Raw genomic sequence first — 15149 nt, 5'->3', positions numbered from 1 at the left:
GTTCAGACATTCACACCTCAATCATCCCACTCATTAACCTTGGCAATAATATATCTCTTGCTTCTTTTAAGCGGTGGTTTTGATTTTGAAGATTGAAGTTACTATCAAATATACTTTTCAGAATAGGCTTAATCTCTTCTAAAACTTTAGTGGAGGGCAAAATAAATTCAATACGATTTAGATTTGCTTGATTAATTTTTGGCTGGGCAGAACCAGTTATATGACTTGAAATTTTATATTGACTTAAAAAACAGAATAATAACTCATTACTAACCTTGGTTCCATTTAAAACATGAGCATGATTATTTACCCAAAACTTTCCATCTACAAATTGCAACATCGGAGTGCCATTTTTTGTGATAACTGTTCCGTCTTCACCCATCAAAACAAACCTTCCGTCAAAAAGAAAATCATTATCAAAATCCATTATCGCTGCTGCGCCATAATAAGGATAAACTCCTCTTATTTTTTCTCTTTTCATCGAAGAAATTGGAACTCTTTTAGAATCAAAATTCTCAACAATCTCCCCTAACTTCACTTTCTCCCAACCCTCTGGCAATCCAGTTTCTACATCAATTACAACATCTTCAAAACCCGGGAAACGCATACGCACAAACCATTCTTCATAAGTTTGTTGTGCCATTTCTTCCAATAATTTAATGCGCTTTAAATTATTTTCTATCAAATCATCATAAGCTGACAAAATAGAAGCTATTTTTTGCTGGGTTTCTTTACTTTTAGGAATATTTACAGTAACTACATTTAATGTTTTAGTTGTCAAACTTGGTATTGCGGCACCTTCATCCAAAGTCGAAAAATCATAAGTCTTTAATATATAATAAAGAAATTTCGGGAATACGTTTAATTTATTAACCTTACTCCAAAACATTGTATCAACTGTGGAAAAGGGGGCATTTAAATAAAATAAATTAGTTAAAGTTCCTTTTCGAGGGATTAATATCGATTCATCGTCATATAGAAATTCGTCAACATATCTCATAATACCACCAGAGCCGTATAATGGATATTTTCCATCATTTAATTTCTTGTGGTCTTTACCGTATTTAATTTCAAGTAGTTCCCCTAATTTAAAACTCTTCCAACCCTCCATCATATCTTAAAACCTTGAATTTTCTCCATCAATTGATTGGCCTCCAAATTCATCTCTGATAACTCTGTATGAATTTCTTTCATCCTACTTTTGTAGTCAAATTCATATCAATCTCCACATTTACGCCAACATATCGCCCCGGCGTTAAGCTGTAATCTTGTTCGGCAATTTCAGCTCGGCTCACTATTTTGCATAAACCTTCTACATCTTTATAAATCCCTTCAGGGAAATAAAAACTAAACCAACCGTTATCAGCGGTCACTTCAGGTTTTTCGCCACGGTACATCGCCATAATGGCTGTTAAGCCTGCTAATTGTTCTTCCGAGAAATCGTTAATGGTAGTGCTTACTTTTCTAAAGACGTTTCGAGCATCAATCATCAAAACCTTATCTGTATTGGATTTGGTTTTGCCTTTATCAAAAAACCAAAGGTGGCAAGGCAAAGAGCGGGTGTAAAAAAAGTTGTTGCTAATGGAAACAATGCAATCTACCGCTCCGGTTTTTACCAGTTCTTCCCGCACTCGCTTTTCGGCATTTCCAGCATCAGTAGCAGAAGAAGCCATTACAAAACCTGCTCTACCTGTTGGGTTTAGGTACGACATGAAATATTGTATCCACAAATAATTGGCGTTTCCAATACTGCCTTTACCGGTTAATGGCGCACCAAAAGGCAAACGTTTATCTTCGGCTAAAAACTTATTCTTAGCATCTACTTTATCCACATTAAATGGTGGGTTTGCCATTACAAAATCGCACTTGCCAAACAGATCATGCGGGTCGGAATAAAAGGAATTGCTATTGGCTATTTTATCATCAATGCCGTGTATGGCGAGATTCATTTTAGCCAGTTTGGTGGTGTTAGATTTATATTCGGTACCGAAAACGGTAATGGCTTCGTTTACATTTTTGTTTTCGTGGTTTTTTACAAAATGTGCCGTTGTATAAACATACCGCCTGAACCACAAGCCGGATCGTGAATGATGCCGTGGTTGGGTTTTATAAAATTAACGATGAGTTGCACCAAAGACGGAGGTGTAAAAAACTCGCCACCTTCTTGCGCTCCCGCTCCCATCATGGAAAGCTTCATCAAAAAATATTCGTAAACCCGACCGAAAATATCTCCGGTTGCTTTCTTTACAGAATCGCGGTTAAAAATACGGATGAGGTTACGCAACAGATTGGCTTCTTCATCATCTTCGGGCATTAAATCTTGATAGTTACGAGGTAAAATACCAGCCAGTTCGGGGTAATCTTCCTCTATCAGTTTCATGGCGCTGTTTACGGCTTCCGCAATATCTTCACTTTCCGGCAAGGCTACCAAATAATCGTATTTAGCTTCTTTGGGCAACATAATTGCGCCGGCTCCCGCAAAATCATCTTTGGTTAGCTCTCTTTGTTGGCCTGTCCGCGGATTAATGGGCAAAGTGTTTTCTAAATGTGCTTTGGCTTCTTCGTAGCGGTTTTGAGCAAACCTTAATAAAACCAAACCCAATAATGGGTCTTTATATTCGCCGGCAGTTAGTTTAGAATTTGCTCTTAATTCGTCGGCCGCTTCCCACAGTTCTATTTCTAATTGCTTGATATTTTGGTTGGTCATTTATTTAAGTAAGTAAAAAGTCTAAAGTAGAAAGTATTGGGTGGCTAGATAGTTGGTTTATTATATTGTGAACTAGATGTCGTTTTAAAGACTATTTAAATACGCTTGCCATTCCTCCGATAGGTTATTCATTGCCTCAACTGCACCATCATAATTAACATAATTAATCGATACGGTATCCTTAATGCTTTCTTTTGTATGATTATTTTCGTTAGGATTGAAAACATACTCGAATCTTAAATTCAAATCAATCATGAGAACATTGGTTGGCCCAAGAGTGCTATTGGTGTTAACTTTAATTGCCTTAATTCTTGAAAGGTCGATACTTAGTCCGTTGACTATGATAATTTTTGAATGTGCCATTTATCGAAGTAAAAAGTAGTTAGTATTAAGTTGTGAGTATTGAGTCGTCAAATTTTTCAAAATATTTATTGGTAAGCTGTTAAGGCATCCTTTAATTTTTGCTTTATGGATTCCCGTAAAAAAGCTGGTTCTAAAACTTCCAAATTTGCACCATGAGAAAGCAGTTCCATCTCTAAATCGAAAGTAACATAAATATTTAGCTTTATAGTTAAACCTTCTTCATTGTCAATAAGGATTTGTTGGCTTAGATGTAAAGGAAGTGATTTAATGTATTTTCCCTGTTGCGCACTAAAACGAAGCACAACCTCTTGAACTGGTTTGCCACTATCATTTTTAATAATGCCAAAACTGTTCTTAAAATGCTCTTTCGGGATAAAATTTGCTGGGTATTTGAATATCTTTTTACTGATATCGAACACTGTAATTCTATCCAAACCATAAGTACGTAATTCGTTTTTATTGATATCATAGGCTATAATATACCAGCGGTTTTTAAATTCTTTTAATAGGTAAGGTTGTAGAGTCTTCAAACTAGATTCATCTTGCCAATAACTTTGATAGGTAATATTTATTTGCTTTCGGTTTTTAATAGCATGTAAAATCCCATGAAAATTTTGGTTCCCTGTAGATTTTCTTTCTTCTAAATCCAGATAATCTGAATATCCAACGCTAGAGTTGAGCGCATTTAAGGTGTTAAAAGCATCTAAAATACGGTCGCTTAAATTTTCATCTTCCTGATTGATGATTTCATAATATTTATTTGAGGTGTTGTAATCAATTTGGATTTGATAAAGTGAGAGAATATCATCTAAATCTCGCCTAAAAGTTTTATTAGAAATTTTAAGGTTGTAGCCGTGTAAATCTGACTGCAATGCTAACTCTTCATTTATACTTTTTAAGGTTGACGGCCCTTTCTTTAGTTTATTGATGATAGCGTTTTGACGCATTAAAGTTTCTCTTTTAGACATGATAGCAATAATTACAATCGAATAATTTATTAAATGTGGTTAAGCAATATATTAAGCTGAAATTTTAAAACCAACGGATTTAAAATTTTTCTTGTTGTTGTATTCCTTTTCATCCTGATTATAAATTGAGGTTAATAACATGGGTGAATTTATGTTTAAACTAAAACCTAATTTTGTAGATAGTTTTTGTGCTTTTACTATCTCCAATTCTTTAAACTCATATTTCGCAATCAGCCTGCCTTTACGCATTAGAGCATTATCTACCTTAGAAATATCAGTATTAAAAGAACAGATAATTTGGATATTTAAACAATCGGCCAACAAACCATCAGAAATATTAAGTATTGCAGATACGGGTGAGTTTCCGTCATTTTCTCTATCTACTACAATGTTTTCTGCATCTTCAATTACAAAAATTGAGTTTGGATTATCAACCAAAACAGAAATTAAATCTGGATTGGTTATAGCGGAAGCCATGTTGGGTGGTAAGAAAATAACATCTTTTTTAACAGAGGAAATAAGATACCGAATGTAAGATGTTTTTCCTGTTCCCGGCTTTCCATGGAGTAAAACCAAACCTTTATCATTTTTTTTATTGAGCCTTTTTAAAATGGTTTGGTGTACTTCTATAAAATCATCATTGTAATTATCTGAAATATTTAATTTAGGTTTATTGATTTCAAAAGGTTTGGTATCAATCCCTTTAGAGGTTGAAACTAATAATGAAACTATAGGCTGATTTTTAGATTTTCTGGTTTTAAACTTTGTTATTCCATTTTTAATTTCATTTACCTTAAACATTTCTGTTTTACGAAATAGGAATCTCACAACATCATTAATGTGATCAAAATTTACCATTAAATCTTCATCAATGAAATAAAATACATCATCAAAGTCGACAGCTTTAAATTTTTGTAAAAATCTCTTTTTGTAATAATTATCTTTAATTTGATTTTGAAAATTATTCAGCAACCAGTCTTGGGCCTTTTTACAATTTATATTAGGTTCGCAAATCACGTTAGGGATGACATTATAATAAGCTAAGTATAAGGTATGTTCATTTAAATATAAGCTGTCTCTATTTGCAAACACCTCATGTGAGCTCATTTTTGACAGATGATTATTTGGTACAAAAACTTTGGATTGTAGTAGACTTAAGTCAATTTGGTTCTTTATCATTTTGATATTTTATTAGTTTATATCAAAAGTAAAGTGGCGGTACGCCAAAAGATGGCGTAGGTTAATTATTATTTCAGAAAGTGCATTTTAAGCAATCTCACATAAAGTCTAATGCTACCTTAATTTAAAGAAATCATTTAACAGAAATTTAGATTATTAAACAAAAAAAGAAGTCCTTTTTTAAAGAACTTCTTTTTGATAATTGAAAGTATTTAAGATTAATTAGGGTTTAAGTACCACTTTAACGCAATCATCTTCTTTATTATCGAAGATTTTGTAACCATTTGCAACCTCACTTAAAGGTAAAGTATGGGTAATGATATCATCTAAAACCACTTTATCTTGTTTAACCAAGTCAAAAAGCTTATCAACGTAATTTAACACAGGTGCTTGTCCTTGTTTGATGGTTAACCCTTTATCAAAAATCCTGAACATTGGGAAATTATCATAAGGAGAGCCGTAAACACCTACAATACTTACCGTACCACTTCTTCTTACTGCTTCAAAGGCCATATCTAACACTTTCATGCTTCCTTTTTCAAAATTGATGGTTGCCTTAATTTTATCAAGAATGTTTCTTTCTGGTTCAAAACCAACTGCATCAACACAAACATCTGCACCTCTCCCACCTGTCATATCTCTAATTGCTTGTACAACATCAACTTCATGAGGATTTAATGTATCAACTTTGTTTACTTTTTTGGCTTTTTCTAAACGATAGTTTAATGGATCAATAGCAATCACCCTGCTAGCTCCATTTATCCAAGCCGCTTTTTGTGCCATTAATCCTACCGGACCCGAACCAAAAATAGCAACTACTTCTCCACCTTTTAGTTGTGCCCAATCAATTGCAGACCAACCCGTAGGAAAAATATCAGATAAAAATAAAACTTGTTCATCTGTCATTTCATCAGGAACAATCCTTGGGCTTATATCTGCATAAGGAACCCTGACATATTCTGCTTGTCCGCCTGAATAGCCTCCATATAAATCGGTATAACCAAATAATCCTGCTCCTTTTTCATCTGCTACGTTGCCAGATGGACCATAATTTTCATAATTAGAATTTTCGCAATGTGGTGATGCGCCATGGTTACAAAAGAAACACTGACCACATGCTATTGGAAAAGGAACAACCACACGGTCGCCTTTTTTAAGATTTTTTACAGATGGACCAACTTCTTCTACGATGCCCATAAATTTCGTGACCCATAATCATATCTTCGCCCTGTGGCACTGCTCCGCTCAAGATATGCAAGTCGGATCCGCATATAGCTGTAGATGTAACTTTTAAGATTACATCATTAGGTTCCAAAATTTTAGGATCTTCTACAGTATCATAACTGATGTCTCCTGGTTTGTGAAAAACTGCTGCTTTCATAGATATTTATTTTAAATAGATAATGTTTAGGCTTTTTATATCAAGATTTTTGCCAAATATTCATTTCAGCATTATGTTTATTTAAACTTAACCTATAGAAATATTTAAAAGGTTCATCATAACACTGATATTTTTGATAGGTTAAGACCGTATTTTTTAAACAATTTGTTTTCAATTATTTTTTGGAATAAAAATTGTTTTTATGTAGTATCTATAAACAAATAAAAAAAATTTACTTATGAGTACTGACAACACATCAACAGAAATCTTAAACGATTTAGTGAAAATTAATAATGACCGAATTGAAGGTTATACAAATGCAATAGAAAACTTAGAGGCCAAAGATGGAGATTTAAAATCTTTATTTATTGCCATGATTGATGAAAGTCGCAAATGTAAAATGGCACTTTCTAATGAATTAAATGTACTTAAAGCAGACACAGATCCCGGAACTACCAATAGTGGTAAGCTTTATAGGGTTTGGATGGATGTAAAAGCTGCTTTTACTGGACATGATAGAAAAAGCGTTTTAGAAAATTGCGAATTTGGTGAAGATGCTGCACAAACTGCCTATAAAACAGCTAGTGAAGATGAAGATTTACCAAATCATTTGAGAGTTTTAGTGCTTGAGCAAAAAAGCATATTGAAACAATCTCATGATAAAATTAAAGCTTTAAGAGACCAACAAGTTTCTTAGAAGATCTTTAGACCCTACATTTATCTTATATCTGCGCCCATTTTACTATTGTATAATGGGCGTAAATATGATATCTTAAATTAAATCAATTAACTAAACAAAAAAAGTCGATAAGTAGTTATGCCTGAGGTTAACAAAAAAAAGATTGCAATAATTGGTGGTGGACCAAGTGCATTGTTTATGTATAAACGATTGATTGAAGCAGAAGATAAAAATTATGATATTCATATCTTCGAAAGAAAGAATAAACTTGGTGCTGGTATGCCTTACAGCGAAGAAGGAGCTTCTGCAGAGCATATTACCAATGTTTCTGATAATGAAATACCAGAAATTGTTTGTTCTATAGAAGATTGGGTGAAAACAAACCCACCACTTGCTACTGAATTTAAGATTAATCCATCTAATTTTAACGAATACAAAGTACTTCCCCGCTTACTTTTTGGTAATTACCTTACTGCACAATTTGGGCTGTTATTAGACAAAGCAAAAGCGGAAGAAATTGATACGACTCTGCATTTATCCGTAATTGTAAAAGATCTCATCTATAAAGAGCAATTAAATGAGGTTTGGTTAAAAACCGATAACGAAACGTTAGTATTTGATACTGTTATTATTTGTATCGGCCATAATTGGCCAAAGAAATTTGAAGGCAAAATTGATGGTTATTATGATTCTCCTTATCCTCCTTCTAAACTAAATCTTCAAGTAAACCACCCTATCGCAATAAAAGGGTCGTCTTTAACTGCAATTGATGCTATCAGAACGCTTTCTAGACACAACGGTTATTTTGATAAAGATGAAAAAGGAATGCAGCAATATCATTTGAATAAAGAAAGTGAGGGTTTCAAAATAATGATGCATTCCAGAAATGGATTTTTACCAGCAATAAGATTTCATCTGGAAGATTCTCACCTTCAAAACAGTTCATTATTAACTGCCGAGGAAATAGCGGAAAATCGTAAACTAAATAATGGTTTTTTGTCTTTAGATTACATTTTTGAGCAAGATTTTAAAGAACTATTTAAGGAAAAAGAGCCCGAATTTTATCATCAAATAAAAAATAGTAACCTGGAAGAGTTTGTAGAACAGATGTTTGCTTTAAGAGAACAAGAAGATACATTTGAACTTTTTAAGGCTGAATATTTGGAAGCAGAACAATCTATTAAAAGAAAAAAATCTGTTTATTGGAAAGAACTTTTAGGCGTTTTAAGTTTTGCGATGAACCAACCTGCAAAACATTTTTCTGCTGAAGATACCATGCGTTTACAAAAACATTTAATGCCGTTAATTTCTTTGGTTATTGCTTATGTTCCGCAAAGTTCTTGTGAGGATTTAATGGCACTGCATAAAGCTGGTTTTTTGGATATTGTTTCTGTAGGTGATGATGGAGAGGTTATACCGCAGCAAAATGGAGGAATCATTTATTCTTATCAAGATAAAAATAATAAACCAGTAGAAAACTATTTCAAAACTTATATTGATTGTGTAGGTCAGGCACATTTATCTTATGAGGATTTCCCCTTTAAAAGTTTTGTAGAGGATAATACCATAAGCCAGGCTTTGATAAAATTTAAATCTGCAGAAATTGGTAAATCAGAATTGGATAAAAATCCAGAAAAAGTAATTTTTTATAGCGGTGATTATTATCTAAAAGTATCTGGAATTACCATAAATGATCATTTTCAAATTGTAGATCAATATGGGGCATTTAATAAAAGCATATATATCATGGCAGTTCCTTATATCAGTGGTTTTAATCCGGATTATTCTGGTTTAGATTTTTGCGAGTCTGCTTCAGAAAAAATTATGGAAAGTATAAGTATTTGATAAATCTTTTAAAAGCGATTTTTAAATCTATTCTATATTTTAAAACAGAAAACCTATCCTTTTTATATGGATAGGTTTTCTTTTATGTTTTCTGTTAAGTTATATTAAATGTTATTCACACTTTTCTTTAAGGAAATCAACTAAATATCCTTCCAATAATTCAGTGTCATAGTCAACATTTTCTTCATTTCTTTCTAAGGTTAATTCATCGTCAGAAACAATAATTGTAAATGCATTACCTTCTAATACCTCAGGAAATGAAACATTTATGATATCATGAACGTGGGCATACTCTATGCTTAATCCAGAATCCATTTTTGAATCTGCATAAGCTGCAAATTCTTTCTTTAAAAGATCATAAAGGTCTTCTGCGCTTAAAGGTTGAACATTTTTAATAGTTGTCATATGATTTTATAAATTATAAATTTTCTTTTTACAGATAACCCATAACCAAGCCAAGATTTATCAATATATCTAACACTATTAAATTTTAAATTTTTAGTTAAGAAATTGAAATTCTTAAGATTCAAAAGAATTAAATTATATAATGAAACTCAAGAATTTTAAACAATTTTTATCAAAGACTCAGATGCTGCACTTTGGATAATAGCATCGATAACTTTCATATTATTTTCTGCATCATTTAACGAATATGGAACTTCGCTACCAGTTAAAATAGCATCGGCGAAAGCCTTACACTGTAATTGATATTGATTGGCTTTAAAAACAAACTCATTTTTTCCTTCTGCATTATTTAAGATAATTTTACATTCGGCATCTGTAGGTGCATTGCAGGGAAATTCAATTTCTATACGTCCTTTGTTTCCAATGATATGGCAACGTTGGTACGGATAAGCCTGAGTACTACAAGAAAATGTTGCAACAACCTGCTTATCAAAATGTAAAATTCCAGAAGTTAAAAAATCGGTTTTAAATACCGGATCTTTCTGAACAGAGCCAAAAACACTTAGCGGTTCAGCTTCTAAAATAAATCTTGGGAAAGAGATACAATAACAGCCAATATCCATCAATGCACCACCGCCAGCATCCGTTTGGTTACGGATGTTTTGTCCGTCTTTATTGTAATAAGAAAATAAGGTATTGATGCTGATAATTTCTCCAATATCTCCATTTTTAATAATCTCTTTAGCCTTAATCCATTGAGGATGAAATTTGTACATAAAAGCTTCCATCACTTTTAAATCGGGATGTTTTTTTAATTCTTCATTTAATAATGCGACTTCTTTGGCGTTAAGCCCGATAGGTTTTTCACATAAAACATGTTTGCCATGTTCTAAAGCTTTTAGCGTATATTCTAAATGCAGATTGTTTGGTAAGGGATTATAAATAACATCGATATCTTTATCCAGAAATAACTCTTCATAACTGCCATAAGATTTTTTAATTCCTAAATCTTGAGCGGTCTCTTCGGCATTCTCTTTATTTCTGGAAGCAATTGCAACTACTTCACAATTATCAGCCCGTTTTAAAGCTGGAACTACATTTTTTCTCCCAATTTTTGCAGTACTTAAAATTCCCCAATTAAATTTTTTCTTATCCATTTGTATGCTATTTAATTTGGTTTTTGTTTTTTTAACAATGTATTTTTATAGTTGTTGCGACCAAAGAAAGAGATTTTTAAATAATCTTCAACTATTTATCACTGATATCCCTTTGCCTGTAAATTAAAAAGTTCGGCATATCTACCATCAGCTTTCAATAATTCCTGGTGAGTTCCTGATTCTAAAAGAGTTCCGTTTTCTAAAACTAAAATCCTATCAGCAAGCCTTGCAGTAGAAAATCGATGCGAAATTAAAACCGCAGATTTTCCTTTGGTGAGTTCTGAAAAACGTTGAAAAACTTCATACTCAGCTCTTGCATCCAATGCTGCGGTTGGCTCATCTAAAATTAAAACTTGTGCATCTTTCATATACGCTCTTGCTAAAGCTACTTTTTGCCATTCGCCACCAGAAAGTTCTACTCCATCATTAAATCTTCTGCCTAACCATTGCTGATAAGCATCAGGAAATTTTAATGCTAATTTATCTGCTAAACTTTCTATTGCTGCCCTTTTAACCAATTCTTCATTCTCAATTTCTTTGATATTTCCAACCGCAATGTTTTGATAAAAAGTCATTTGATAACGAATGTAATCCTGAAAAATAATTCCAAGATTATGTCTTAATCCTTCCAATTCATATTCCTTTAAATCTTTCCCATCCAATAAAATCCTTCCTTCAGTTGGGTCGTATAATCTGGCTAACAATTTTACCAATGTTGTTTTTCCTGCCCCGTTTTCGCCAACTAAAGCAAGTTTTTCTCCAGGTTTAAGTGTAAAGCTTAAATTTCTGTTTGCCCATCTATCTGTATTTCGATATTGAAAACCTACATTCTCGAACACAAATCCTGTTTTAATGGGATTTGGAAAAGGTAATGCGTTTTGATTTTGAGTTATTTTTGGTTTAATCTCAAAGAAATCGATGAAATCATTCAAGTAAATAGCTCCTTGAGAAACTATAGTAAAGCGAGAAAGCATGGTTTCCATCAATCCACTTAACTGACGGAAAGAGCCAGCTAAAAAAGTTAAACTACCTACTGATGATTTGCCCGAAATAGTTTCATAAATGATAAATCCATAAGCGGCATAATAACCCAACGTACCCAAAACCGAAAAGAAAGTTCCCCAAAGAGAACGGCGGACAGCCAATTTACTATTGTCATTATAAAATTTATCTGAAAGTGTTTTGAAGCGGGCAATGATAAAATCTGACAATCCAAAAATCTTCACCTCCTTTGCTGTTTCATCACTCGCACCTAAATAACGCAGATAATCCAGTTCTCTACGCTCTGGGGTTTGGCTTCTTGATAATGCATAGTTTTTACTATTGAAATAGGATTCCCCTAAAAAAGAAGGAATTATTGCGAGTAGTAAAAGCAAAATCAACCATGGGTTAAAGGCAATTAATGCAGTGAGTAAAAAAGCCATGGATATAAAATCCTGAACCTGACTCATCACCTGCGATAGCAAAACTGTTCTTCCAACGGTTTGCTGCCTGGCCCGTTCCAATTTATCGTAAAAAACTGAATCCTCAAACTGGTCTAAATCTAATGTTGCGGCATGCTTCATAATGCGCATGGAGGTATAATTAGAAAACAGGTCGCCTAGCAGACTATCCGTAAGGTTAATCATCCTATTTAATCCATCAGTTAACAATGCTAAGGCAAATTCTAAGGCGACTAATTGCCACAGTTCTTGCAAATTCCCCGTTGGAGAATTAGTATTTAAGGCAACAACTTGATCAATAATTAATTTTCCCACATAAAGCAAGGCAACCGGCATTGCAGAGCGAAAAATCCTTAAAGTAAAACTGATCAGGGTTTTGCTTGAACTACTTTGCCAAACCAGCTTAAAGAAATTAGGTAAATTTTTTAATGCTGAAAGACGTTCTTTAAAAGAGATATCTTGAGTTGGAATGGTGTTTCTGCTTTTTGCCATTTATTGATTCGAGGTAGGGCAAATTTAAAAATTTCAGCTTGATTGAATTAACAATAATATAATCAATTAAGGAATAAATTTTATAAGCCAATTTTATATATCACATTATCCTTATTCTAGGAAATCTTGGCTTAGTTCCAACAATCCAATAATATTAAATAATGTAAATGATAGATTATTTATTTGGTTTAGCCGACATTTCAAAAACTAAATCCCCACCCGCAACTAATTGTTCAAAACTGATAAAAGGTTTAGATAAAGTTTTGCCATTATAAGTCACTTTCCTTACATATACATTTTTCTCACTTTGGTTTTTTGCAGTGACTGTTAAAGTTTTCCCGTTCTCTAAATTCAGTTTAGCGTTCACAACAGTTGGAGTTCCCAATGCATATTCGTTAGAACCTGGGGCAACAGGGTAAAATCCTAAAGAGGAGAAAATATACCACGCACTCATTTGTCCACAGTCATCATTTCCACCCAAACCATCAGCACCATTATGGTACTGTTTTTTCAAAATCATTCGGATGGTGGATTGTGTTTTCCAAGGTTGGTCTGTCCAGTTATATAAATAAGCAACATGATGCGCTGGCTCATTACCGTGAACATAATTCCCAATAATTCCCTCACGGGTGATGTCTTCGGTATGTTCAAAAAACTCATCTGGTAAATGCATGGTAAATAAAGAATCTAAATGAGGAACGAATTTTTTAGAACCGCCCATCATGCTGATTAAAGTCGCTGGGTCTTGCGGAACATATAAACTATAATTCCACGCGTTTCCCTCAATAAAACCTTGTCCGTCTGTTTGTAATACATCATATTCTTTTTTGAAAGACCCATCACTTAATTTTGGTCGCATAAAACCAATGCTTTTATCATAAACATTTTTCCAGTTTTGTGCTCTTTTGCTAAACGTTTCGTAAATATCCTGTCTATTTAGTTTTTTGGCGAGTTGTGCAATACACCAATCGTCATAAGCATATTCTAAAGTGGAAGAAACGGAAGTTCCATTTCTTTCTGCCGAGATGTATCCATTATCAATATAATCACCAATTCCCTCATAAGAACGATGGTTTGCTGTTGCCACACAAGCATCCAAAGCTCTGTTAGCATTGCCTGTATAAATACCTTTCATAATGGCATCAGTAATTACAGAAACGCTATGGTAACCGCTCATACACCAATCATCATTTGCACTATTTGACCAAACTGGCAACATGTGTAAAACGCTTTGATCATAATGAGCCATCATGGATTTTACCATATCGTTATTTCTGCCTGGCTGAATTAGATTGAACAAAGGATGTAAAGCTCGGTAAGTATCCCACAAAGAAAATGTAGTGTAATTAATAAAACCATCTGCCAGATGCACATTTTGATCTAACCCCTTGTAATGTCCATTTACATCCGTGTAAACGGTTGGCGTAATAAATGCATGATACATAGCGGTATAAAAATTTACCATATCAGCTTTTGAAATCATATTTACCTGCACACGCTCAAATTCCTTTTGCCATTGTGCTTGTCCTTTGTTTTTTATTTCATTGAAATTCCAATTTGGAGTTTCAACTTTCATGTTTTCTAAAGCATTTAAAGTACTTACCGGAGATAAAGCAAATTTGATGTCGATTTTTTCACCGTCTTGAGTATCAAAATCAAAGTACATTCTCAGTTGCTTTCCTGCTAAATCAGGGAAGTTTTTGGTTTGATCAAACTTGCCCCAAAAACCTCGATAAGGAACTTTTGGAGAATAATCTTTAGAGCCATAAGATTTAAAGGACTTCGAAAACTTAATGGCAAAGTAAACGGTTCGGGTTCGAGCCCAACCACTGGTTTGGCGGTAGCCGACTACTGTCGAATCGTTTTCCACCCTTACAAAAGTCCAAACATTCTTTTCGTCGTAATTATAGATTCCATGCATCAGATCCAGAATAATGTGCGCTTGATCTGATTTTGGAAAAGTATACTGATGATATCCTACTCGAGTGGTTGTCGTTAATTCGGCAGTGATATTATGGTCGTCTAATTTTACTTTATAATAATTCGGCTCTGCCAGTTCATTTTCATGAGAGAATTTAGAACGGTAACCATTTTCTGGATGGTCTTCCGTTCCGGGATTCAAATGTAATTTACCAGTCGTAGGCATAATCAGAAAATCACCTAAATCAGAATGACCAGTTCCTGAAAAATGCGTATGACTAAAACCTACAATGGTTGGATCATCATATTGATAACCCGCACAATATTTATAAACTGTTCCGGTATATTTCCCCTGATAAGCATAAGGAATTGTATCTGTATCTGGACTTAACTGCACCGCACCAAAAGGAACAGTAGCCCCTGGATAAGTATGCCCCATTTTCTCTGTTCCGATAATGGGTTTGGCATATTGCACATAATTGGTTTGCGCAGAAAGTTTTAAACTTATGGCGAGAAAGAATATGATGTTAAGTTTTTTCATTTTAAATTTACTTTTTTCGTCACCTCGAGGAAACGAGAGGTCTCACAAATAGGTTTTCATTCAATTTCCA

12 protein-coding genes and 1 pseudogene are annotated in these 15149 nt (G+C 33.6%); 2 read left to right on the top strand and 11 right to left on the bottom strand.

What is annotated here, in order from left to right; genetic code table 11:
• Positions 1-10: 10 nt before the first annotated feature.
• The 7 genes and pseudogenes from A5893_RS10130 to A5893_RS18190 form a co-directional block, all read right to left on the bottom strand.
• On the bottom strand, positions 11-1114 hold the full coding sequence (locus tag A5893_RS10130) for a restriction endonuclease subunit S (RefSeq protein ID WP_068822442.1): 1104 nt from the start codon (positions 1112-1114) through the stop codon (positions 11-13).
• A gap of 76 nt (positions 1115-1190) precedes the next feature.
• A pseudogene (locus A5893_RS18305) lies at positions 1191-2707 on the bottom strand (type I restriction-modification system subunit M).
• Between the two features lie 84 nt (positions 2708-2791).
• Positions 2792-3070 (bottom strand): hypothetical protein, encoded by a 279-nt coding sequence (locus A5893_RS10120; RefSeq protein WP_068822441.1) that lies wholly within the window; start codon positions 3068-3070, stop codon positions 2792-2794.
• Between the two features lie 65 nt (positions 3071-3135).
• Positions 3136-4038 carry a helix-turn-helix transcriptional regulator gene (locus tag A5893_RS10115; protein ID WP_068822440.1) on the bottom strand — a complete coding sequence of 301 codons (903 nt, stop codon included), beginning with the start codon at positions 4036-4038 and terminating at the stop codon, positions 3136-3138.
• Between the two features lie 51 nt (positions 4039-4089).
• The gene (locus tag A5893_RS10110; RefSeq protein WP_082911396.1) at positions 4090-5217 is read right to left on the bottom strand and encodes an AAA family ATPase; all 1128 of its coding nucleotides are present in this window, start codon (positions 5215-5217) and stop codon (positions 4090-4092) included.
• 222 nt (positions 5218-5439) lie between these two features.
• Complete coding sequence (locus A5893_RS18195) at positions 5440-6414, bottom strand: zinc-binding dehydrogenase (protein ID WP_262497033.1); 975 nt, start codon at positions 6412-6414, stop codon at positions 5440-5442.
• The gene (locus A5893_RS18190; protein ID WP_262497032.1) at positions 6371-6598 is read right to left on the bottom strand and encodes an alcohol dehydrogenase catalytic domain-containing protein; all 228 of its coding nucleotides are present in this window, start codon (positions 6596-6598) and stop codon (positions 6371-6373) included. The genes A5893_RS18195 and A5893_RS18190 overlap by 44 nt, the downstream gene beginning before the upstream one ends.
• 238 nt (positions 6599-6836) lie before the next feature.
• Here A5893_RS18190 and A5893_RS10100 point away from each other — a divergent pair, with 238 nt between their 5' ends.
• Both A5893_RS10100 and A5893_RS10095 read left to right on the top strand, forming a co-directional pair.
• Positions 6837-7295: a ferritin-like domain-containing protein gene (locus tag A5893_RS10100; protein ID WP_068822438.1), complete on the top strand. Its 459-nt coding sequence runs from the start codon at positions 6837-6839 to the stop codon at positions 7293-7295.
• Between the two features lie 120 nt (positions 7296-7415).
• Complete coding sequence (locus A5893_RS10095) at positions 7416-9122, top strand: FAD/NAD(P)-binding protein (protein WP_068822437.1); 1707 nt, start codon at positions 7416-7418, stop codon at positions 9120-9122.
• 111 nt (positions 9123-9233) lie between these two features.
• Here A5893_RS10095 and A5893_RS10090 read toward each other — a convergent pair whose 3' ends face one another.
• The 4 genes from A5893_RS10090 to A5893_RS10075 form a co-directional block, all read right to left on the bottom strand.
• Positions 9234-9527, bottom strand: coding sequence for a hypothetical protein (locus A5893_RS10090; protein ID WP_068822436.1), 294 nt, complete (start codon positions 9525-9527; stop codon positions 9234-9236).
• A 158-nt stretch (positions 9528-9685) separates the two neighbouring features.
• Positions 9686-10684, bottom strand: coding sequence for a Gfo/Idh/MocA family protein (locus A5893_RS10085; protein ID WP_068822435.1), 999 nt, complete (start codon positions 10682-10684; stop codon positions 9686-9688).
• Positions 10685-10782: 98 nt separating this feature from the next.
• Complete coding sequence (locus tag A5893_RS10080) at positions 10783-12618, bottom strand: ABC transporter ATP-binding protein (protein ID WP_068822434.1); 1836 nt, start codon at positions 12616-12618, stop codon at positions 10783-10785.
• Between the two features lie 175 nt (positions 12619-12793).
• Complete coding sequence (locus A5893_RS10075) at positions 12794-15079, bottom strand: GH92 family glycosyl hydrolase (RefSeq protein WP_068822433.1); 2286 nt, start codon at positions 15077-15079, stop codon at positions 12794-12796.
• Between the last annotated feature and the right edge of the window lie 70 nt (positions 15080-15149).

It is taken from the genome of Pedobacter psychrophilus, assembly GCF_001652725.1.
GTDB lineage: Bacteria > Bacteroidota > Bacteroidia > Sphingobacteriales > Sphingobacteriaceae > Pseudopedobacter > Pseudopedobacter psychrophilus.
The sequence above is the reverse complement of the archived record's forward strand: the minus strand, read 5'-3'. Positions and strand labels throughout refer to the sequence as shown.

What these genes read in the sequence shown, in the direction of transcription:
- A5893_RS10130 (WP_068822442.1), bottom strand. Translation starts at nt 1,114, where the DNA reads ATGATGGAGGGTTGGAAGAGTTTTAAATTAGGGGAACTACTTGAAATT.
- A5893_RS10090 (WP_068822436.1), bottom strand. Translation starts at nt 9,527, where the DNA reads ATGACAACTATTAAAAATGTTCAACCTTTAAGCGCAGAAGACCTTTAT.
- A5893_RS10095 (WP_068822437.1), top strand. Translation starts at nt 7,416, where the DNA reads ATGCCTGAGGTTAACAAAAAAAAGATTGCAATAATTGGTGGTGGACCA.
- A5893_RS10110 (WP_082911396.1), bottom strand. Translation starts at nt 5,217, where the DNA reads ATGATAAAGAACCAAATTGACTTAAGTCTACTACAATCCAAAGTTTTT.
- A5893_RS10100 (WP_068822438.1), top strand. Translation starts at nt 6,837, where the DNA reads ATGAGTACTGACAACACATCAACAGAAATCTTAAACGATTTAGTGAAA.
- A5893_RS10115 (WP_068822440.1), bottom strand. Translation starts at nt 4,038, where the DNA reads ATGTCTAAAAGAGAAACTTTAATGCGTCAAAACGCTATCATCAATAAA.
- A5893_RS18195 (WP_262497033.1), bottom strand. Translation starts at nt 6,414, where the DNA reads ATGGGCATCGTAGAAGAAGTTGGTCCATCTGTAAAAAATCTTAAAAAA.
- A5893_RS18190 (WP_262497032.1), bottom strand. Translation starts at nt 6,598, where the DNA reads ATGAAAGCAGCAGTTTTTCACAAACCAGGAGACATCAGTTATGATACT.
- A5893_RS10120 (WP_068822441.1), bottom strand. Translation starts at nt 3,070, where the DNA reads ATGGCACATTCAAAAATTATCATAGTCAACGGACTAAGTATCGACCTT.
- A5893_RS10085 (WP_068822435.1), bottom strand. Translation starts at nt 10,684, where the DNA reads ATGGATAAGAAAAAATTTAATTGGGGAATTTTAAGTACTGCAAAAATT.
- A5893_RS10075 (WP_068822433.1), bottom strand. Translation starts at nt 15,079, where the DNA reads ATGAAAAAACTTAACATCATATTCTTTCTCGCCATAAGTTTAAAACTT.
- A5893_RS10080 (WP_068822434.1), bottom strand. Translation starts at nt 12,618, where the DNA reads ATGGCAAAAAGCAGAAACACCATTCCAACTCAAGATATCTCTTTTAAA.